The organism is Pseudonocardia sp. TMWB2A (assembly GCF_017312135.1).
This window is the reverse complement of record NZ_QKQY01000002.1, coordinates 550014-569902: the sequence shown is the minus strand read 5'-3', so window position 1 is coordinate 569902 and position 19889 is coordinate 550014. Positions and strand designations below refer to the sequence as shown.

Here is a 19889-nt window from a genome sequence, read left to right as displayed (position 1 = left end):
CCCGAGTGCCCGGGTCCGGGTAGAACTCCTGTGTGGGGACCGCATACGTGATCGGCACGTTCGACACCAAGGGCGCCGAGCTGGCCTGGGTGGCCGAGCTGATGGTCGCCGACGGCGCCGACGTGCTCCGGGTGGACGTGTCCACCTCCGGTGCGGCGGGCCCCGGTCCGGACGTCACCGCGGCCGAGGTCGCCGCCTGCCACCCCGGGGGCGCCGACGCGGTGTTCACCGGCGACCGCGGCAGCGCGGTGGGGGCGATGGCGCAGGCGCTGCGGGCCTTCCTCGCCGGCCGCGACGACGTCGGCGGCGTCCTCGGGCTCGGCGGCTCGGGCGGGACCGCGCTGGTCACCCCGGCGATGCGCGACCTCCCGGTCGGGGTGCCCAAGCTGATGGTCTCCACGGTGGCCTCCGGCGACACCGCGCCCTACGTGGGGGCGAGCGACGTCGCGATGCTGTATGCCGTCACCGACGTCGCGGGCCTCAACCGCATCTCGCGGCGGGTGCTGGGCAACGCCGCGCACATGCTGGCCGCCGCCGTCACCGCCCCGCCGCCGGAGACCGGTGCCGACCTGCCCGCCGTCGGGCTGACGATGTTCGGGGTGACCACGCCGCTGGTCACCGCGGTCCGCGAACGGCTCGGCGACGGCGTCGACGCCCTGGTCTTCCACGCCACCGGCTCGGGCGGGCCGTCGATGGAGAAGCTCGTCGACTCGGGCCTGGTCGACTCGGTGCTGGACCTGACCACCACCGAGGTCGCGGACCTGCTCGTCGGCGGGGTGATGGCCTGCGGCCCCGACCGGCTCGACGCGATCGCCCGCACCGCGGTGCCGTGGGTCGGGTCCTGCGGGGCGCTGGACATGGTCAACTTCGGCGCACGGGCGACCGTCCCGGAACGCTTCGCCGGCCGCCTGTTGTACGAGCACAACGCGAACGTCACCCTGATGCGCACCACCGTCGACGAGAACCGGGAGATCGGGGCCTGGCTGGCGGCGAAGCTGAACGCGCTGACCGGGCCGTGGCGGTTCCTGCTCCCGCTGGGCGGGGTGTCCGCACTGGACGCGCCGGGCGCGGCGTTCCACGATCCCGAGGCCGATGCGGCACTGTTCGCCGCGATCGAGTCCGGTGTGGACTCTCCGGACGGTGTCCGGCGGGTCGCGCACCACGTCAACGACCCGGAGTTCGCCGACGCGGTGCTCTCGGCCTGGCAGGAGGTACGGCGATGAGGCGGTTCGGCCGCGCGGAGCTGATGGAGCGGTTCGGCGAGATGGCCGCCCGCGGCGAGCCGATCGTCGGCGGCGGCGCGGGCACCGGGTTGTCGGCCAAGTGCGAGGAGGCGGGCGGGATCGACCTCATCGTCATCTACAACTCGGGGCGCTACCGGATGGCGGGCCGCGGCTCGCTCGCCGGGCTGCTGGCCTACGGCAACGCCAACGACATCGTCGTCGAGATGGCGGCCGAGGTGCTGCCGGTGGTCCGCCGCACCCCGGTGCTGGCCGGGGTCAACGGCACCGACCCGTTCCTGTTCACCGACCGCTTCCTCGACGAGCTGTCCTCGCTCGGGTTCGCCGGCATCCAGAACTTCCCGACCGTCGGGCTGATCGACGGCACCTTCCGGGCCAACCTGGAGGAGACCGGGATGGGCTACGCGCTGGAGGTCGACCTCGTCGCCGCGGCGCGGGCCAAGGACATGCTGACCACGCCGTACGTCTTCTCCGCCGACGACGCCCGCGCCATGGCCCGGGCCGGTGCCGACATCGTGGTGTGCCACATGGGGCTCACCACCGGCGGCGCGATCGGGGCGGGCACCGCGAAGACCCTCGACGACTGCGTCGCGCTCGTCGACGAGTGGGCGCAGGCGGCGCTGGAGGTCCGCGACGACGTGCTCGTCCTCGTCCACGGCGGGCCGGTCGCGATGCCCGAGGACGCCGCGCACGTGCTCAGCTCGGCGAAGGTCTGCCACGGCTTCTACGGGGCCTCGTCGATGGAGCGGCTGCCGACCGAGACCGCGCTGACCGAGCAGACGCGCGCCTTCAAGAACGTGCTGGAGCGGTGATGGCGCGCGGGATGCCCGCTCCGCCGCCCGGCGGGGACTGGCGGCGACGGATGGCGGTGCGCGGGGGCCGGGTGTCGCACACCCTCGCCGCGCACGGCTGGCTGGTGGCCCTGCTGCTCGGAGCGGCCTGCGGGATCGGCATCGGGGTGGCCATGGGCATCGCCGAGGCCGGGAGCTACCCGGCGGCGGAGGTCATCGGGCGCAGCATCGGCGGCACGATCGCCGGCGTGCTGTTCTGCTCGATCCCGGCGGTCCTGTTCCTCGGTCTGCCGTCCCAGGCCCTGGCCCGCGCCTACCTGCGCTCCGCGAGCCCCGCCGAGCAGGAGGCCATGCGCCGGGCCACCGAGAACGCCCCCGCCTCCCTGCCCGACGGCCTCGTCGCGGGGTCGCGCTGGGCCCGCGCCTACTCCGGCTGCGTCGGCTCGGTGACCGCCTTCCACGGCGTCGTGCGCACGGTGCCCGACGGCGCGGCCAAGGACTGGCTGCACGACATCGGCCGCAACCTCGACGCCGAGCTCGCCGAGGCCCTGCGCACCGCGCGGATGGGGGAGAGCCTGGAGAGCGCGGGCCAGGGCAGCGAGGTGGCCCGCACCGTGGGCGCGCGCCTCGAGGTGGCCCGCACCGCCTTCCATGACACCGCGGAGCTGGCCGCGTCGATCGCGCTGGACCTGCGGGTCGACAGCGGCTTCGACGACGTCCGCAGCCAGCTCGACCAGCTCGCGGCGCAGGCCCCCCACCTGCGCCGGCAGTCCTGACACTCCCGAGGAGGAGTCCCCGATGCCCCGTCCCTACTCCAGCGCCGTGATCACGGCACCGCTGGCCGAGGTGTGGCCGCACGTCCGCGACTTCGGTGGTCTGCACCGCTGGCACCCGGCGATCGCGACCTGCGAGCTGATCCGCGGTGCCTCCGGCAGCGAGATCGGCGCGCAGCGGCGCCTGACCCTCGCCGAGGGCGGCGGCACCGTCGTCGAGGAGCTGACCGCACTCGACGAGCGCGGCCACGCCCTCACCTACGAGATCCTCGAGTCGCCGTTCCCGGTGCGCCGCTACGTCTCCACCGTGCGGCTGGCCCCGGTCACCGCGGTCGGGCACACCTTCGGCGAGTGGTGGACCGAGTTCGACGCCGACGGCGCCGACGAGGGCGACCTCGCGGGCCTGTTCGCGAACGGCGTGTTCGCGGCCGGGCTGGCCGCACTGGGGCAGCGCTGGGAGTGATCGTGCGGGCCCGACCCGCCGTCAGACGCGGGGGAGGGCCACCCGGTCGCCGACGGTGCCGTCCGACCCGCGCAGGGACGCCGTGGCCAGCCCCTCGCGCAGCAGCCAGCGGCCCAGCTCGAGGGTCTCGGCGACCTCGTCGGGCGAGAGCCGCAGCCCGTCGGGCTGCAGGCTCAGCCCGATCACGCCGTTCCAGGCTCCCCACAGGTAGCGGGTGAGCCGGCCGGCGTCGACCGGTCGGGCCTCTCCGGCGGCGACGGCCGCCTCGATCCGGTCGGTGAAGTCGTCGAGCAGGCCGCCGACGCGTTCCCGGATCCGCGTCTCGATGTCGCCCTCGCCGGAGTGTGCCGCGCCGGCGGGCCGGGGATGGGCCAGGAACTGGAAGGCACCCGGGTGCTCCAGGTGGAAGCGCAGATAGGCGTCGCCCCCCGCGAGGACCCGGCCGAGCGGGGTCAGCTCGGGTGAGTCGATCCGCGCCATGTACGAGGCGAACAGGTCCAGCGACCGCTCGACCAGGGTCAGGTAGAGGCCGAGCTTGCCGTTGAAGTGCGTGTAGATCGAGCCCACCGACACGTCGGCGAGGTCGGCGATCTCCTCGATCCGCGCGGCCTCGTGCCCCTCGCGGCGGAATACCTCCTCGGCCGCGTCGAGGATCGCGGCCCGGGTCCGGGCGCGCCGGCGCTCGCCCCGGGCTGCTGCCGTCGTGCCTGCGCTCGTCGTCACCGGAAGAGGATAGCCCGAGTGTTCTGGAAGTACATTCATAAAATGAGTGGACTTGTAAAACACTCGTCGAGCTGCCATCGTCGCTGCTCATGGAGACCCACACCGACGTGCTCGTCGTCGGGGCCCGCTGTGCGGGCTCCGCCGCCGCCATCGCGCTGGCCCGCCGCGGCCGTGCTGTCGTCGCCCTCGACGGCGCGACCTTCCCCTCGGACACACTGTCGACCCACCTGTTCTTTCCGCACCACTGGGCGGAGCTGGAGCGGCTGGGGGTCAGGGACCGGGTGCTGGCGCTGGACCCGCCGCTGCATCCGCGGGCCGCACTCGGCACGCCGGAGGTCGAGATCACCGGCCGTTACGGCGCCTACGAGGGCATCGCCACCGGGTCCTGCGTGCGCCGCCCCGGGCTCGACCTCGCGCTGGTGCAGACCGCTCGCGAGGCCGGCGCCGAGGTCCGCGAGGCGACCCGGGTGACCGGGCTGCTCCACGACGACGGCGGACGTGTCGTCGGGGTCCGCTGGCAGGACCGTGAGGACCGCACCGGGGAGATCCGGGCGAAGCTGGTGGTCGGGGCCGACGGGCGTCGCTCCACCGTCGCCCGCCTGGTCGGCACCCGTGAGCACCACCGCTGGCAGAACCAGCGCATGATGGCCTTCGCCTACTACGACGACCCCCGCAAGGAGCTGCGCGGTGTCGCCGCCCAGTGGCGTGAGGGGCGCGAGCTCGCCACGGTCTTCCCCTGCGACGGCGGGAAGTCCGTCGTCCTGCTCATGCCGCCGGCGGAGCGCGCCGAGGAATTCCGGCGCGACGCCGTCGGGACGTTCGAGGCGACCGTGGCCCGGATCGCACCGCTGGCCGAGCGGCTGCGTGGCTGCACGATGGCGTCGAAGGTCCGTACCTCGCGGAGTCACCCGTCGTACTTCCGGCACTCGCAGGGCCCGGGCTGGGCGCTCGCCGGCGACGCCGGGCACTTCAAGGACCCGGTGACCGCCCAGGGCATCCGCGACGCACTGCGCTTCGGCCGCCTGCTCGGCGAGGCTGTCGCCCCGTATCTGGACGACCCGACCGACCTCGACGCCGCGCTCGCGCGCTGGGAGGCCGATCGCGACGAGCAGTGCCTGCCGATGTACCAGTGGGCCAACGGTCTGGGCCGCGACGACGACGTCTCCCCGCTGGAGCGCGCGTCCTACCGGTGGTTCGCCGCGAGCGAGGACCGCGCCACCGAGCTGTGGGACGTGTTCTCCCGTCGTCGGCCACCGGGCGAGGTCTTCCGTGCGTCCCGGCTCCTGGGATGGGTCCGCGACTGCCTGCGCGATCCGTCGGTGGACCGTGCCGAGCTCTGGCGGGTGCTGCGGCGCGACGTCGGTCGGGAGGTCGCCCGGGTCCGGGAGGCACGCAGGTTCGTGCAGAATCGCGAGGAGTCCGCACGGCGCGGTCTCACCCCGGAGCCCGCGTCCCCGGACCGCGCCCCGGTCCCGACCGCTGCGGAGGCCCGAGGATGACCGGAACACTGCTGGAGGCCCTGCGCGACACCGTCGCCGCCCGGGGCGACGAGATCGCGCTGCGCACCCGGGACGACGCGATCCGCTGGACCTGGTCGGAGTACGACGCGCTGGCCCGCCGTGCCGCGTCCGGGCTGGCCGGGCTCGGCGTCGGGCACGGCTCGGTCGTCGCGCTGATGCTGGTGAACCGGCCCGAGTTCCACGTGGCCGACCTCGGCGCGGTGCTGCTCGGCGCGGCCACGGTGTCGGTCTACAACACCTCCTCGGCCGAACAGATCGAGTACGTGCTGCGCGACTCCGGCGCCACGGTGCTGGTCGTGCAGGAGAGCTTCGTCGCCGTCGCGGCGGGGCCGGCCGCGGCGACCGGCTGCCGGGTCGTCGTCCTCGACGGGCCCGGACCGGAGGGCGCCACCGGATGGGAGGTGCTGCTGGCGGCCGAGCCGCTCGCCGCGCCGGCCGAGGTGACACCGGACGACCTGCTGACGATCATCTACACCTCGGGCACGACCGGTCCCCCCAAGGGCGTCGAGTTGACCCACCGCAACCTGGTGAGCGCGAACCGCACCGTCGGTACGGTGTTCGGTCTGCGGCCCGGGGACCGCGTGGTGTGCTGGCTGCCACTGGCCCACATCGCCGAGCGGGACGCGTCGTACTACATGGCGATCCTGTTCGGTCTCGACGTCACGACGTGCGCGAACCCGCGCGAGATCGGCGCGGCGCTGCGCGAGGTGCGTCCGCACTCGTTCTTCGCGGTGCCCCGGATCTGGGAGAAGCTCAAGGCCGGGGTGGAGGCGGCGGTCGCGGCCCGGGAGCCGCGGGAGCGCGCGGTCGTGGAGGCGGCGATCGCCGACGGGACCGAGGCGGCCCGGCTCGTCCAGGCCGGGGAACCGGTGCCCGCCGACCTCGCGGCCCGGGTGGCGGACGCCGCGTCGGTCCTGGCGTCGCTGCGGGCCGCGCTGGGCCTGGACGAGGCGCGCTCGGCCAACATCGGTGCCGCCCCGAGCGCACCGGAGCTGACACTGTTCTTCCACGCCATCGGCGTGCCGCTCGGCGAGATCTACGGCATGTCGGAGAACTGTGCGGCGTGCACCTGCAACCCGTCCGACGCGATCCGGGTCGGCACCGCGGGTCCCGCGCTGCCCGGGACCGAGCTGCGCCTGGACTCCGACGGCGAGGTGCTGATGCGGTCCGAGGCCGTGATGCGGGGCTACCGCGGCAAGCCGGAGGAGACCGCGGCGGTGTTCACCGAGGACGGGTACCTGCGCACCGGTGACATCGGTGTCCTCGAGGACGGCTACCTGCGGATCGTGGACCGGAAGAAGGAGCTGATCATCAACGCGTCGGGGAAGAACATCTCCCCGTCGGCGGTGGAGTCGGCGATCAAGTCCCGGTCCCCGCTGATCGGTCAGCTCTGCGTGATCGGTGACGCGCGGCCGTACAACGTCGCGCTGGTCGTGCTGGACCCGGACGTCGCGGCCGGCCGTTCCCACGACGACCCGACGGTGCGGGAGGAGATCGCCCGCGCGGTGACGGAGGGCAACGCGCGCCTGTCCCGGGTCGAGACCGTCCGCCGGTACGCGATCGTGCCCGACCCGTGGATCCCCGGCGGCGACGAGCTCACCCCGACCATGAAGCTCAAGCGCCGCCCGATCACCGAGAAGTTCGCCGAGACGATCGAGTCGCTGTACGACGGCGGCGGCATCGACGCCGGCTGACCTCACCAGCCGCGCAGGTCGACCGCCCAGGTGTCGACGACCCGGTCGCCCTCCACGACGTGCATCCGCTCGTGGAGGGCGACGGTGGGGTCGACGTGTGCGGGCACGACCCGCACCCGGTCGCCGGTGCGCGGCGGGGCGTCGGCGGCGAACACCAGGTGCTCGTCGGCGCAGAACCACACGTTCCCGCCGGGCACCGCCGGGTTGCCGTGGTCCATGCCGAACGCCTTCAGGCCGGCGTCGGCGACCGCCCAGCCGGGCATGTCCCCGGCCGGGGCGGTCGTCGAGACCACGGTGGACAGCACCGTCAGCGCCTGACGGAACCCCAGCCCGGCGGCGGTGTAGGCGGTGTCCATCAGCGCGTAGGACCCGGCCTGGATCTCGGTGCAGGCGGTGTTCATCGCGTGCGTGCCGGTGCCGCCGCCGGAGACGACCTCGCCGCCGACGTCGGCGTGTGCGGCCAGCAGCCGGTCGGTGCACTCGGTGGTGAGCCGGGCACGTTCGGCCGCGTCGTCGAGCATCTGCAGGTGGCCCTCGTAGCCCATCACGCCGCGCACGACGAGCCCGGCGGCGCGGGCGGCGTCGGCGAGCGCCCCGGCCTTCGCGGGGGCGATCCCGCAGCGCGGGAGGCCGATGTTGACGTCGACCAGCACCTCGCGCACCCCGCCGTCGACGGCGGCCCGCAGCGTCTGCTCCGAGTCGATCGCGACGGTGACCCGCGCGCCCGACCCGACGACGGCGCCGAGCCGGCGGGCGTCGAGCACCTCGTTGGCCAGCAGCAGGTCCGCGCCCAGCCCGGCCGCCGCCATGCCCTCCACCTCCCGCACGGTGGCGCAGGTGAACCCGGTGTGGCCGTGGGCGGCCTGCCGCCGGGCCAGCTCGGTCGTCTTGTGCGCCTTCACGTGCGGGCGCAGCCGCGGGCCGGGCAGCAGCGCGGCCATGTCGGCGAGGTTCGCCTCCAGCGCGCCGGCGTCGACGAGCAGCGCGGGCGTGGTCAGGTCGTCGACGTGCACGGCACTCCCAGGACCCGGTCGAGGTAGGGGTTGCGGAACCGGCCCGCCGGGTCGAGCCGGTCACGTGCGGCGACGAACGCGTCGAACCGCGGGTAGCGGGGGCGCAGCTGCTCCGCGGTGCGGGTGTGCAGCTTGCCCCAGTGCGGCCGTCCGTCCAGTGCGGACAGCACCGACTCGACGGCCCCGAAGTACGCCTCGTGCGGGCGTCCCGAGTGGACGTGCACGGCGAGGTAGGCGGTGTCCCGTGCGTACGCGGTGGACAGCGCGATGTCGTCGCCGCGCAGGATCCGTACCTCGACCGGGAACGCGACGTCGTGGGCGTGTCGCGCGGCGGCGGCCCGCAGCCCGGCGAACGCCTCGGGCAGCGCGGCCCGCGGTACGGCGTACTCCATCTCCAGGAACCGGACACGGCGCGGGCTGCAGAACACCGCGTACGACGGGGCGACGTACTCCCCGGCGGCCATCTGCCCGGCCATGACGCGGTTGAGCCGCGGGACCAGCGGCGGGGCGAGCGCGGCGACGCGCTGGACGAGCCCGAACGCGCCGTTGCCGAGCACCTCGTCGCCGACCAGCGCGGCGACCCGGCCGCGCCCGGGCGAGCGCCGTTCCGTCCGGTCGTTCGTCTTGAGCACCGCGGTCGTGGTGTGCGGGAACCAGTAGAACTCGACGTGGTCGTGACCGGCGGCGAGGTCGTCGAGGCCGTCGAGGACCTCGGCGAGCGGGCGCGCGGACTCGCGGGCGTGCAGGTGGAACGCGGGCACGGTCGCCAGCGTCACCTCGACCAGGACACCGAGCGCCCCGAGCCCCACCCGCGCCAGGTCGAACAGGTCGGGGTCGGCGGCCGGGCCCAGCTCGTGGAGCTCCCCGAGCCCGTCGACCAGGCGCAGCCCGCGCACCCCGTCGGCGATGCCGCGGTACCCGGCGCCGGTGCCGTGGGTGCCGGTGGAGATCGCGCCGGCGACGGTCTGGGCCTCGATGTCGCCGAGGTTGGGCAGGGCGCGGCCGTGGGCCCACAGCCACCGGTTCAGCGTGTGCAGGGTGACCCCGGCCGGGACGGTGACGAGCTCTCCGTCGAGCCGGATCGCGGCGGGGTCGGCGGGGACGGTGAGGGCGACGCCGTCGGGCACGCCGATGCCGGTGAAGGAGTGGCCGCTGCCGAGCGGGCGGACCCGCAGGTCCCTCCCGGCGGCGTCGCGCACCGCCCGGACGACGTCGTCGGCGTCGCGGGCGTGGACCGTCCTGATCGGACGGGTGCGCTGGTTGCCCGCCCAGTTGCGCCACCGGTCCGTCACGCTGCGAGCCTGCGCGGCCCGGCGGGCACGGTCAAGACCGGCACGCGTGTCGGCGCCCCGGCGTCACGGTGTCGCGCGGTTACCCTCCGTGTCCGTTCGGAAGGGGTTGGGGTCACGATGATGGGGCGTACGCACGCGTTGTCGGGCGCGGTGCTGGGGCTCGCGGTCTGCTCGGCGGTCCCGCCGCCACCGGTGCTGGTGCCGGTGGTCGTGGTGGTGTGCGCGCTGGCGGCCTTCGCTCCCGACCTCGACCATCCGTCGAGCGTCGCCGCGCGGTCGCTGCCGCCGGTCACCTGGCTCCTGTGCCGGGCGATCCGGTGGCTGTCCCGGGTGACGACCGGGGTCTCGCACCGCGGCCTGTCGCACTCGCCGGTCTTCGCGGCCGCGGTCGGGCTGCTGGCGTGGTGGGGGACCGGGTTCCTGCTGCCCGGGGAGACGGCGGTCTGGACCGGTGTCGCGGCCGGCGCGGGCTGCTGGGTCGGGGCGATCGGCGACGAGCTGACCTCGAACGGCAACCGGTTCGCGTTCTGGCCGCTGGAGGGGATCCGCTGGCCGCGGGCGCTGCGGTTCCGCACGGGCGGGACGGGGGAGCACGTCGTCGTCGGGCTGCTGGCCGTCACCGGCGTGGCGCTGCTGACCGGGACCTGGGCCTTCTGACGCGACCGCGTTCGACATCGACTGTATAGCTGATACATTTAGCTATACAGTCGATACAGGAGGAACGCATGAGCGTGCAGTCGTTGCAGGGCCGGACCGTGCTCGTCGCCGCGGGAGGCAAGAACCTCGGCGGGCTGATCAGCCGTCAGGTCGCCGAGGCGGGGGCGAACGTCGCGATCCACTACAACTCCGCGTCCTCGCGCGCCGAGGCCGAGGAGACGCTGAAGGCGGTCGAGGCGGCGGGTCGCGAAGCGGTGCTCCTGCAGGGGGACCTGACCGTCCCGGCGCAGGTCGAGCAGCTCTTCGCCGACGCGACGGGGTCGCTCGGACCGATCGACGTCGCCGTCAACGCCGTCGGCAAGGTGCTCCGCAAGCCGATCGTGGACACCACGGAGGCCGAGTACGACGCGATGTTCGACATCAACTCCAAGGCCGCGTACTTCTTCATCAAGGAGGCGGGCCGCAGCCTCGCCGACAACGGCGCGATCATCACCGTCGTCACGTCGCTGCTGGCGGCCTTCACCGACGGCTACTCCACCTATGCCGGCGCGAAGTCCCCGGTCGAGCACTTCACCCGTGCGGCGGCCAAGGAGTTCGCCGGCCGCGGCATCTCGGTGAACGGCATCGCGCCCGGCCCGATGGACACGCCGTTCTTCTACCCGCAGGAGACCCCGGAGCGGGTCGAGTTCCACAGGTCGATGGCCATGGGCGGGCGGCTCACCGAGATCGAGGACATCGCGCCGATCGTGCGCTTCCTCGCGACCGAGGGGCACTGGATCACCGGCCAGACGATCTTCGCCAACGGCGGCTACACCACGCGCTGAGGGTGGTCCGGTGGGTGCCGGGGCAGGGCGGCGACCGGCCCGCGGTCCGCGCCCCGGCCCCGGACGGGCGTCCTACAGTGGGGCCGTGGCAGATCAACCGGCCGAGGTCGGGACCCGGGACCGGCTCCTGCGTGCGGCCGCCGACCTCATCGCGGCGTCGCCGGGGGAGACCGTCCCGCTGCGGGCCATCTGCGACGCCGCCGGTGTCCGCCTCCCCACGCTGTACCACTTCTTCGGCAGCAAGGAGGGCCTGCTCGACGCGGTGGTGGAGCACGGGTTCGAGCAGTACCTGTCCGCGAAGCGGGCCCAGGAGTCCAGCGGGGACCCGATCCAGGACATCCGCGACGGGTGGGACGCCCACGTCGCGTTCGGCATCGCCAACCCGGGCTTCTACGCCCTGATGTACGGGCAGGTCACGCCCGGACGACGGCCGTCCGCCCAGGACGGACCGGCCACCGCCCTGCTCGGCCTGACCCGGGAGGCCGACCGCCGGGGCCGGCTCACCGTGAGCCCGGAACGCGCCGCGGCCCACGTCCTCGCCGCCAACGTCGGCGTCACCCTGCGGCAGATCATCACCGCGCGCCCGGACCCCGGGCTGTCGGCCGACGTGCGCGAGGCCACCCTCGCCGCGATCACCGGTGGGCATGCGGAGCGCGCACCCGGCGGGTCGGGGGTCGGCGACGCCGCGGCGGCCCTGCTCGCGCTGCCCGACGACAACGACGTCCTCGGGGCGCCGGAGACGGTCCTGCTCAAGAAGTGGCTGGCCGAGCTCGCGCGACGGGGATGACCGTCATGGCCGCCGGAACGTCCGGGCCGGCTTCCCGACCGTCCCGGCGCGGACGTGCCCCGTCTCGACGAGACCGTCGGCGACCCGGCGGCGGAAGGTGTCCTTCTGCAGGCGTCGCCCCTCGACGGCCTCGTGCACGCCCTGCAGCTCCAGAAGCGTGAACTCCTCGCCCGCCAGCCCGGCCGGGTCGGGGGCCGCGGCGTAGCGGTCCCGGGCCCAGTGCAACGCGTGCGCGACGACGAGGTCGTGGTCGTAGGCCAGCGGGTACGGCAGTGTCCCGCCCTCGACGGGGGCGAGGACGCCGGTCGTGTCCTCGATCCGGTCGTGGCCGACCAGGTCGACGTGCGCCACCGACAGCACCCGGCCGCGCGGGTCGCGGGCGGGGTCGTCGAAGACCCGCAGCTGCTCGGGCTCCCGGCCGGTCACGCCCACCTTGTCGCGCAGCGCGCGCAGCGCCGCGTCGCGCAGCGTCTCCGCGCCGTCGACGTGCAGGAACGTCCCGGGCAGGGCCGGCAGCCCGCGGGCGTGCGCCCCCGTGCGCTCGTGGACGACGACGGCGAGCCGCCCCCCGGCGTCGAGGGTCAGCAGGGCGACGTCCACGGCCACGGACGGCCGGTCGTAGTCGGTGAGGCGCCTGCCGTGCTCGTCGGTCCATCCCATGCTGGACAGATTAGCGCGGCTGTGCTCTTATTGGTTAGCGCAAGATTGAGCTAATAGGAGGACGTCATGGACCTGCACGTGGACAACCCGGTGGTGCGCGGGCCGCTGACCCTGATCCCGCCCGTGGTCGACAAGCCGTCGGCGCCGACCCGGTGGTGACGCCGGACCACCGGGCCGGCCGGTCCGTCGCGCAGCCCGCGCCGCTGTCCGGCGGCGGGGAGAGGACGGCGTCCGCCGGCGCGACGGCGGCGGCCCGGCCGAGCCGCCCGTCCTGGCGGGGGCGGGCGGTCGTCACCGTCGCGACGAACCCGGCCCACCCGCTGGTGGTGACGGCATGAGCGCCGTCGCGGACCGGGCCGCCGGGGTGCTGCTGGGCGCGGCGGCGGGCGACGCCCTCGGCGTCCCCTACGAGTACGGCTCCCGCCCGCTCGTCGGTGAGCCCGCGATGCTCGGCGGCGGCCTCGGCGGCTACGCGCCGGGCCAGTGGAGCGACGACACCGAGATGGGCTGCGTGATCGCCCGGGTCGCCGCCACCGGCGCCGACCTGCGGACCCCGGACGCGCTCGACGCGATCGCCGACGGCTTTCTCGCCTGGTTCGCGACCGGTCCGGCCGACGTCGGGATCCAGACCCGGCGGGTGCTCACCGGCCTCGCTCCCGGCCCGGGATCGGCGGCCCGGATGCGTTCGGCCGCCGAGCGGGTGCACGCCGAGACCGGGCGCACCGCGGGCAACGGCTCCCTGATGCGCACCGCGCCGGTCGCGCTCGCCCATCTCGGTGACGCGGACGCGATCGTCGAGGCCGCGCACGCGGTCAGCGCGCTGACCCACCACGACCCGGTCGCCGGCGAGGCGTGCGTCCTGTGGTGTCTCGCGATCGACCGTGCCGTGCGCACCGGGGAGCTCGACGTGGGCTCCGGGCTGTCCCGGGTCGATCCGCAGTGGACGGTCTGGCTGGACCGGGCCGCGGGACTGCGGCCGGGCGCCTGGGCCGTCGGGAACGGCTGGGTGGTCGCCGCGCTGCTCGGCGCCCGGTCGGCGGTGGAGGGGGCGGTGACGCTCCCCGACGGCCTGGTCGCGGCGGTGGGTGGGGGAGGGGACACCGACACCGTCGCCGCGATCGCGGGGGCGTTGCTGGGTGGGCGGTTCGGTGGTGCGGCGGTGCCCGAGCGGTGGCGGCATGAGGTGCACGGATGGCCGGGGCTGGGCGGGGAGGACCTCGTCGCGCTCGCCGGGCGGATCGTGTCGGGGTCGTAGCGGGCCTCGCCGCCGGTGCGGACCCCGTGGTGGGCGTCAGCGACGTGCGGAGTCGCCGAGCCGGTCCAGGAAGTCGCGCACGGCCCGTCCGGCGATGGTCGACAGCTCGTCGTCGCCCATCTCCGCGGCCACACGGCGGAGCCGGTCGGCCAGCCGTCGCTCCGGCGGGGTCAGCAGCATCGCGAAACGGTCGTCGAGGAGGTGCCCGGGTCCGGCGTCGGTGTGGGCGAGCAGGTGGTCGAGGAAGATCTCCATCTGCCGGGCCTGGTCGGCGACGTCGGTGAGCGCACCGCCGTCGTCGAGGGCGACGAGGTCGAGGTCGTCGCCCCACAGCCGCCGTCGCAGCGTCGACGACGACAGCATCAGCGCCGTCCCCAGCTTCGGGTCGCCAGGGCGGCGCGGACGTACGGCCCGGACGTCGTGGACGACCTCGTGGAAGTGGTCGTCGGTGAGACCGAAGCCGACGAAGAGCAGGTGCCGGGTCAGCAGCAGCGCCTTCGCGAGCGCCGACAGCGCCTCACGGCCGGAGCGGAAGGCCAGGTAGTCGCGGCGTGTCAGGACGATGGACTCCGGCCTCGTCACGGTCCCGTGCAGCTTGAGCAGCCACCGCTCGCCGAGCGCCGCCGAGTCCTCGGGGAGCACGGCGGTCCGCTTCCCGAGCGCCTCTCCGGCGAGCTCGTAGAGCTGGTCGTAGTTCAGGGTGACCGCCTCACGGCACGGGAGTCCGGACAGCAGTGCCGGTGCGATGCCGTACCGATCGGCCGAGGTGTGGCCGACGACGGCGGCGGCGAACGCGGCCCGGTCGGCGTAGCCGCGCTCGAGGATCTCGGCCTGGTCGAGGATGTCCAGCTGCCGGAACTCGGCCCGGTCGGCCGCGGAGAGCCGCTCGGTCGTCAGCCGCTCGACCAGGCCCGCCCAGGTCGGCAGTCCAGCGGAGATCGAGACCCCGGCCCCGATGAACGGGACCAGCCGTCCGCGGCCGGCGTGCCCGGCGAGCGTCGCGGAGTGCTCGCGCAGAGCGTCGTCGAGCCCGGGCCACCACCGGTCCTCCTCCTGGCGTCGCAGCCTCTGGGCCTGGGCGAGGTCGCGTTCCTCGCGCAGGACCAGCGCGACGTCGACCTCGGCGTCGGTGGCCCGCGCGGTCTCCAGCGCGGCCCGGACGAGCGTTCCGCGGAACGCGTCACCGCCCCCGCCCGCACCGCCGAACAGAGGCATCGCGACCAGCGGCCTGCCCCGCGCCGAGCGCGTGTCCCGGGCGACCCGCGACGCCTCGCGAAGCCCGGCCTCGACGCGTTCCGCGACGTCGCGGGCGTCGCGGACTCCGTGGATCGGCACCGCCGTCAGGACCGGGCGAGGTCCCTCCCACCGTGGCAGTGCCAGCGCGACGGTCCGCTCAGTACGCAGGTCATCGGCCTCGGCGCCCAGCGCGTCGCGAGCGGGGCCGAGACCGTCGACGGTGCGCAGCCAGCCCCGCGTCAGGTGCAGGGTGCAGTCGGTGGGGAGGAGCCAGGCGTCGCAGGCGAAGCGGGTGATGTCGCCGGGGACGACGAAGACGTGACCCATTCCGACAGTCTGTCGCAGAGTTGCGTCCGCCGGCCCTCATCGAGAACCGAGGGGCCGGTCGTGTCGGCGGTCAGCGGCACATGTCCTCGAGGAACTGCTGGGTCTCCGGATCGGTCGAGAACACCGCCGTCCCCTTCATCCCCCGCGTGAGAAGCACCTTGTAGGTGTTCCGCACCAGCGCCGGGAACTCGTCGTCCCCGGCCTTCTTGACCGGACCGTCGTAGGAGGAGGTCCGGTCGGCGACCCAGACACCGTTCCGGCGGACCAGGTCGGGCCCCATGACGACGCCGGACCAGTCGTACTCGAACCCCTGGGCGGTGTAGATGCAGCCGACCTGGCCGAATCCGCGGCTGTCGCTGGCCCAGAAGTGCGAGGGCGGCGCATCCCGGACCGCCTTCTCGGGCTTGGCGTTCCACGGACGGGACCAACCGCCGATGACGACGTCGTCGACGAGGCGCCGGGCGCCGTCGTCGCCGGTGACGGGGTCACTCCACCGCCAGCAGTAGCCGGCGGCGAGCCGCGCGGTGTCGGCGGTCCCCGAGGAACGGCCGAGCAGCCAGCCCTCGAGAGCGGCCGGGGACGGGAGCGCGGCGACGCTGTAGCTCTCGTCGGGGTCGGCGGCGACCAGCTCCGACCATCGGATCGGTGGCCGGGGGTCCAGGCCCAGCAGGCGACGGACCCACTGCTCGTAGAACTCCGACCCACCGCAGCGGTACTGACCGCCGAGCCGCACCACCTCGACGCGGCAGCCGGCGCGTTCGGCAGCGGCGGTGATCTCCGCTTCGGTGCCCATCTCGCCCGGGCGCACGACCTGGTGCTCGTCGAGCAGGAACACCGGGACGCGCGCGATGGCGATCAGCTCGTCGACCTGGGGGCGCGCCCTCGCTCGCGCGGCGGCCTTGGTGAAGCGGTTCACGCTCGTCTCGCGGATCCGGTGCGCCTCGTCGCAGATGACGACGTCGAGAGTGTTCGGCTCCAGCCCGATGAAGCTGTTGAAGTACTGGAAGACCTTCTGCGACCGCGTCGAGCGTGAGCCGACGACGATCTTGCGCAGTGTCTGGGTGAATGCACTGGAGCCGGTCGCGTGCATGACCTCGCGTCCCTTGCGCGACAGATCGCCGAGGAGGCTGAGCGCCAGCACGCTCTTGCCCGACCCGGGACCGCCGAGGACGATCACGGCGGTCTTGGTGTTCTGGCGGTGCGCGAGGTCGACGGCGTGCTCCACGAGCGTGTAGGCGACCTTCTGCTCGTCGACCAGGACGAACTGCTCCCGCTTGCGTACCTCCTCCGCGGCCACGCTGAGCAGCGGCTTCGAAGGGCGGGGAGCGGCGTTCAGCAGGTCGTCGGCGACACGGCGCGCGTCGTCGGCGGTGGTGGGATCGGTGTCGAGCAGTCGGCGCAGCTCGTCGACGAGTCCGCCACGCTGGTCGCCTCGGAACAGACGTCCGTGGGCGTCCACCTCGAAGTGGCTCAGGTTCCACCCGGAGGCGGAGGCGTTGTGGAGATAGGCGATGCCGTGCACGTCGCTGTGCTCCGACCCGAGAGCGGGGACGAAGTCGACGAGGTAGTCGCAGTAGCCACGGACCTGGTCGACCGGGTGCAGGACCGGGCGGCCGTACTGCGGAACGTCGACCAGGCCGTCCTCACGTTGGACCGCGTTCGTCCACTGCTTGAGCTCGACGACCACATAGCTCGGCCGACGGGTCGTCGGATGGACCCCGCAGAGGATCGCGTCGACGCGCTTGGGCGAGAACGGCAGCTTGTGCTCGAGGAGCACCTCGACGTGGTCCAGACCGGCATCGTGGACGTCGGCGAGCAGCGCCGGAAGGCTCTCGCGCCAGGACCTGACCTCACTCGCGCCGACGGCGCTGTCGAACACGATGCGGGCCTGTCGCACCAGGAGATCGTCCAGCTCCCGGGCCTCGGCCCGGGAGCGCAGGGTGGCCGCGTTGTGACGGACCAGGGCCACGGGGGAACCTCCACAGGGCACGCGTCATCGGCGTGCGGGTGTGGAGGCAGCGTCGGGAGGCCCCGGTGCCTGGCGGTCCGCGGTGGCGACCCTACGTGACCGACCGGTCGCAACGACCTACCGGTGCGGCCGCACCACCGGCCGCGGCCGCATCGCGGGCGTGAGATCGTCGTCGGTGTCGACCTCCTCGACGACCGCGGGCCCGTGCGCCGGCCCCGCCACTCCGAGGAACGGCCGCACGAACCGCGCGGTCCGCTCCATCACCTCGTCGTGCACGTCGGCGCGCACGGTCGACGGCTGGGCCTGCACGATGATCTCGCCCGCCCACGGCAGGGCGGGGTCGGCCAGCAGCTCGTCGATGATCCGGCCGGTCGAGTGGCCCGCCGGCAGCGGCCGGGACAGCGCGACGCGCGGGACCCCGCGGGCGTAGGTCCAGTACCGGGCCAGCTCCGAGACGACGTCGCCGTCCGACGACGGAGGCCTGCCCGACAGCACCCCCACCCCACGGGCCGCGGCGGCGTCCACCGACGACGGCGTCGCCGTCGCCCACCACACCCGCTGCGCGGCGAGCGCGGGCGGCAGCATCTCCAGCAGGACGTCCAGCGCGGCGACGGTGTCGCGGTGCCGGTCGTCGTGGTGACGCCCGAAGCGTCGCGCCGCGTCGGGGTCGGCACCCGCGCCGATGCCGAGCTCCAGGCGTCCGCCGGAGAGTGCGTCCAGCACACCGGCGTCCTCGGCGAGCCGGCGCGGGTCCTCCAGCGGCAGCGCGACGACGGCCGTCCCCAGCCGGATCAGCCGCGTGCGTTCGGCGACCGCGGCCAGCAGGACCAGCGGCGACGGCAGCCGCCCACCGAGATGCCCGTCGTGGTGCTGGGCCACCCAGAACGAGTCGTACCCGAGCTCCTCGGCCCGCTCCGCCAACCGGATCGTCTCGCGGTAGGCGCGTGACGGATCGTCACCGGTGACGTGCGTGAGGTAACCGAGCCGCATGGCGACGCAGCCTAGGCCGGGTCCCCTCCGGCCCTGGCGGAGGACCGGGGTGATGCGGGTGCGGGGTGTCCCGGCTCCGGTACTCTCCGGCTCGCCGCGGCGGTAGCTCAATTGGTCAGAGCAGCGGACTCATAACCCGTCAGGTTGCCGGTTCGAGCCCGGCCCGCCGCACGTAACGGCAGCTCAGGAGCTCCTGATCGTGCTCTGGTGCGACCAGCGTCGATCGACACGAGGACGAATCCGGCGAGAACCCGGCGGATTCGTTCGGTCGCGGGCGCGCTCCGTGGCCGACGCCCCTGTCGATGGACACCCACGGCTCGGCGTCGCGGGCTCTGCCCGGGACGCTCCCGCACCGCGGCAGGGCGCCGACGTTGTCGGTGGTCTCCGGTAGACCCCCCAGTACACGACGGCATGACGCCGTCCGCGAGAGACGGGGCTCCGGATGAGGCAGGGCGAGGGCCGTGGCGGGCGGTGACCACACGCATCGTCGCTGGTGGAAGGTCTACCACCAGCGCATCCTCGACGGGCTGGAGCACTGCCGGGAATGCGGGCGGCCGGATCATCCCCGCAACTGGTTGACCTTCGACCACCTGGTGCCGAAGTGCAGAGGACGGGCCCTGACACTGGCGAACGCGACGATCCTGTGTGAGGACTGTCAGGAAGACAAGGCCGATCAGACATGGGACCACCTGATCTCCCTCGCCGAGGAGGAAGCGGCCGCACCGCGTGAGCTACGCTGGGCGTTGCTCGCCGGTGTCGAGGCTTTCCGGATGGCAGACCGGTCCCGGAACGTCGTCACCAAGAGCATCGACGGGTCCGCAGTCACGGTCTACCGGCACCATGCGCTCGGGATGGTCTGTGCGAGGTGCCCGATGGTCGACGGCGATGATGTCGCCTTCCGCTGTGATCTGGACGGATTGACCGACCACCTGCAGCAGCACATCGCGCTGGGCCAGCGAGTCCCGGAGTGGGTGTTCGAGGACATGCCGGCTTTCGTTGCAGTGGCGCGATCGCAGTTCCACCCGATTCCCGCACCACGCTCTCCGGGCGATTTGTCGACGTCCCGGTGCGGGGCGGTCGCTGGTCGTGCCGACCGGCAGGGCGAACGGTGCCGATGGGGGAGCGCACCCGACGCCCGCTTCAACCCTCGATGGTCCTCGTCGGGTCCTGCACCGGGGGGTACGGGGCGAAGGTCGTGCTGGAAGCACGTTTCGGCCAGCCCGGGAGCGGCACCAGACCGAGCGGAAATCGGTGACCCGTCTCGTGGACCGTCGTGCCGTCGCGACGGGGGATGACCAATCGGGTGCGACCGAGCCCGTGCAGTTCGACGATCCGCCCCGCTACGGCGGCGTCGACGATGTCACGCAGATACTCTGCCTGGTCGGGATGACGGTGAAGGGTGAACGAGTGATCGCCGACATCGACGGCGACGAGGTTCTCCGAGTAGTCGTCCCAGCTGATCGCGTCGCCCGGCGCATCGACCATCGGGGGCACGGGGCTGACGCGGGTGCAGGTACTGGATGCGTTCAGCGCCCACCACGAGTCGGAGCCGATGGGCGAGATCATCGATGAGGTCTCCGCCGACCCCGCGACGTGTCTCGGCAGCCGGGCGAACCGGCCACGACCCCGTGTGACGGAACCGCCGGTCGGGATCGTCGCCGTGCCGGCATGCTC

At 73.8% G+C, this 19889-nt stretch carries 20 protein-coding genes, 1 tRNA gene and 1 pseudogene; 13 read left to right on the top strand and 9 right to left on the bottom strand.

Features of this window, described 5'->3' with window-relative positions; genetic code table 11:
* The first annotated feature begins 32 nt into the window (after window positions 1-32).
* Genes DMP17_RS16965 through DMP17_RS16950 form a run of 4 tightly spaced genes read left to right on the top strand, consistent with a single transcriptional unit; the run spans window position 33 to window position 3268 of the window.
* Window positions 33-1223, top strand: a complete 1191-nt coding sequence (locus DMP17_RS16965) for a Tm-1-like ATP-binding domain-containing protein (protein ID WP_337830054.1) — start codon at window positions 33-35, stop codon at window positions 1221-1223.
* Window positions 1220-2053, top strand: a complete 834-nt coding sequence (locus DMP17_RS16960) for a phosphoenolpyruvate hydrolase family protein (RefSeq protein WP_337830053.1) — start codon at window positions 1220-1222, stop codon at window positions 2051-2053. Before DMP17_RS16965 ends, DMP17_RS16960 begins: the two co-directional genes overlap by 4 nt.
* Window positions 2053-2808 (top strand): hypothetical protein, encoded by a 756-nt coding sequence (locus DMP17_RS16955; RefSeq protein ID WP_226356078.1) that lies wholly within the window; start codon window positions 2053-2055, stop codon window positions 2806-2808. The genes DMP17_RS16960 and DMP17_RS16955 overlap by 1 nt, the downstream gene beginning before the upstream one ends.
* Before the next feature lie 22 nt (window positions 2809-2830).
* Window positions 2831-3268 (top strand): SRPBCC family protein, encoded by a 438-nt coding sequence (locus DMP17_RS16950; protein WP_226356079.1) that lies wholly within the window; start codon window positions 2831-2833, stop codon window positions 3266-3268.
* Window positions 3269-3289: 21 nt separating this feature from the next.
* Here the strand turns inward: DMP17_RS16950 and DMP17_RS16945 are convergent, their stop codons facing one another.
* A complete protein-coding gene (locus DMP17_RS16945) occupies window positions 3290-3991 on the bottom strand; it encodes a TetR/AcrR family transcriptional regulator (RefSeq protein ID WP_337830052.1) in 702 nt (233 codons plus the stop codon).
* Between the two features lie 89 nt (window positions 3992-4080).
* On the opposite strand from DMP17_RS16945, the gene DMP17_RS16940 reads away from it, so the two are divergent.
* Both DMP17_RS16940 and DMP17_RS16935 read left to right on the top strand, forming a co-directional pair.
* Complete coding sequence (locus DMP17_RS16940; protein WP_337830051.1) at window positions 4081-5490, top strand: NAD(P)/FAD-dependent oxidoreductase; 1410 nt, start codon at window positions 4081-4083, stop codon at window positions 5488-5490.
* The gene (locus DMP17_RS16935) at window positions 5487-7205 is read left to right on the top strand and encodes an AMP-dependent synthetase/ligase (RefSeq protein ID WP_337830050.1); all 1719 of its coding nucleotides are present in this window, start codon (window positions 5487-5489) and stop codon (window positions 7203-7205) included. Before DMP17_RS16940 ends, DMP17_RS16935 begins: the two co-directional genes overlap by 4 nt.
* A 2-nt stretch (window positions 7206-7207) precedes the next feature.
* Here DMP17_RS16935 and DMP17_RS16930 read toward each other — a convergent pair whose 3' ends face one another.
* Together DMP17_RS16930 and DMP17_RS16925 are read right to left on the bottom strand one after the other, a co-directional pair.
* Window positions 7208-8218 (bottom strand): alanine racemase, encoded by a 1011-nt coding sequence (locus DMP17_RS16930; RefSeq protein ID WP_226356083.1) that lies wholly within the window; start codon window positions 8216-8218, stop codon window positions 7208-7210.
* Entirely contained in the window at window positions 8200-9510 is a 1311-nt protein-coding gene (locus DMP17_RS16925) for a D-arabinono-1,4-lactone oxidase (RefSeq protein ID WP_337830049.1), read from the bottom strand. Before DMP17_RS16925 ends, DMP17_RS16930 begins: the two co-directional genes overlap by 19 nt.
* A 117-nt stretch (window positions 9511-9627) precedes the next feature.
* On the opposite strand from DMP17_RS16925, the gene DMP17_RS16920 reads away from it, so the two are divergent.
* The 3 genes from DMP17_RS16920 (at window position 9628) to DMP17_RS16910 (ending at window position 11778) form a co-directional block, all read left to right on the top strand.
* Window positions 9628-10167, top strand: a complete 540-nt coding sequence (locus DMP17_RS16920; RefSeq protein WP_224403033.1) for a metal-dependent hydrolase — start codon at window positions 9628-9630, stop codon at window positions 10165-10167.
* 68 nt (window positions 10168-10235) lie between these two features.
* Window positions 10236-10991, top strand: coding sequence for an SDR family oxidoreductase (locus tag DMP17_RS16915; protein WP_226356086.1), 756 nt, complete (start codon window positions 10236-10238; stop codon window positions 10989-10991).
* Between the two features lie 85 nt (window positions 10992-11076).
* Window positions 11077-11778: a TetR/AcrR family transcriptional regulator gene (locus DMP17_RS16910; protein ID WP_226365742.1), complete on the top strand. Its 702-nt coding sequence runs from the start codon at window positions 11077-11079 to the stop codon at window positions 11776-11778.
* Between the two features lie 3 nt (window positions 11779-11781).
* Here the strand turns inward: DMP17_RS16910 and DMP17_RS16905 are convergent, their stop codons facing one another.
* Window positions 11782-12438, bottom strand: a complete 657-nt coding sequence (locus tag DMP17_RS16905) for an NUDIX hydrolase (RefSeq protein ID WP_337830048.1) — start codon at window positions 12436-12438, stop codon at window positions 11782-11784.
* Between the two features lie 152 nt (window positions 12439-12590).
* Here DMP17_RS16905 and DMP17_RS16900 point away from each other — a divergent pair, with 152 nt between their 5' ends.
* Window positions 12591-12776 carry a hypothetical protein gene (locus tag DMP17_RS16900; RefSeq protein WP_337830047.1) on the top strand — a complete coding sequence of 62 codons (186 nt, stop codon included), beginning with the start codon at window positions 12591-12593 and terminating at the stop codon, window positions 12774-12776.
* Window positions 12773-13693 carry an ADP-ribosylglycohydrolase family protein gene (locus DMP17_RS16895; RefSeq protein WP_337830046.1) on the top strand — a complete coding sequence of 307 codons (921 nt, stop codon included), beginning with the start codon at window positions 12773-12775 and terminating at the stop codon, window positions 13691-13693. The genes DMP17_RS16900 and DMP17_RS16895 overlap by 4 nt, the downstream gene beginning before the upstream one ends.
* Window positions 13694-13729: 36 nt before the next feature.
* On the opposite strand, the gene DMP17_RS16890 is transcribed toward DMP17_RS16895, so the two are convergent.
* From DMP17_RS16890 to DMP17_RS16880, 3 genes are all read right to left on the bottom strand, one after another.
* Complete coding sequence (locus tag DMP17_RS16890; RefSeq protein ID WP_226356091.1) at window positions 13730-15256, bottom strand: SIR2 family NAD-dependent protein deacylase; 1527 nt, start codon at window positions 15254-15256, stop codon at window positions 13730-13732.
* Window positions 15257-15326: 70 nt separating this feature from the next.
* Window positions 15327-17225 carry a DUF2075 domain-containing protein gene (locus DMP17_RS16885; RefSeq protein ID WP_337830045.1) on the bottom strand — a complete coding sequence of 633 codons (1899 nt, stop codon included), beginning with the start codon at window positions 17223-17225 and terminating at the stop codon, window positions 15327-15329.
* Window positions 17226-17342: 117 nt separating this feature from the next.
* Entirely contained in the window at window positions 17343-18215 is an 873-nt protein-coding gene (locus DMP17_RS16880) for an LLM class flavin-dependent oxidoreductase (RefSeq protein ID WP_226356093.1), read from the bottom strand.
* A gap of 96 nt (window positions 18216-18311) precedes the next feature.
* Between DMP17_RS16880 and DMP17_RS16875 the strand changes: the two genes are divergently transcribed.
* Both DMP17_RS16875 and DMP17_RS46415 read left to right on the top strand, forming a co-directional pair.
* Window positions 18312-18386, top strand: a tRNA-Ile gene (locus DMP17_RS16875).
* 290 nt (window positions 18387-18676) lie between these two features.
* A pseudogene (locus DMP17_RS46415) lies at window positions 18677-18871 on the top strand (HNH endonuclease); the annotation flags it as partial.
* Between the two features lie 75 nt (window positions 18872-18946).
* Here DMP17_RS46415 and DMP17_RS16870 read toward each other — a convergent pair.
* Together DMP17_RS16870 and DMP17_RS16865 are read right to left on the bottom strand one after the other, a co-directional pair.
* Window positions 18947-19237, bottom strand: a complete 291-nt coding sequence (locus tag DMP17_RS16870) for a hypothetical protein (RefSeq protein ID WP_337830044.1) — start codon at window positions 19235-19237, stop codon at window positions 18947-18949.
* Window positions 19238-19355: 118 nt separating this feature from the next.
* A complete protein-coding gene (locus DMP17_RS16865; protein ID WP_337830043.1) occupies window positions 19356-19781 on the bottom strand; it encodes a hypothetical protein in 426 nt (141 codons plus the stop codon).
* Window positions 19782-19889 lie beyond the last annotated feature (108 nt).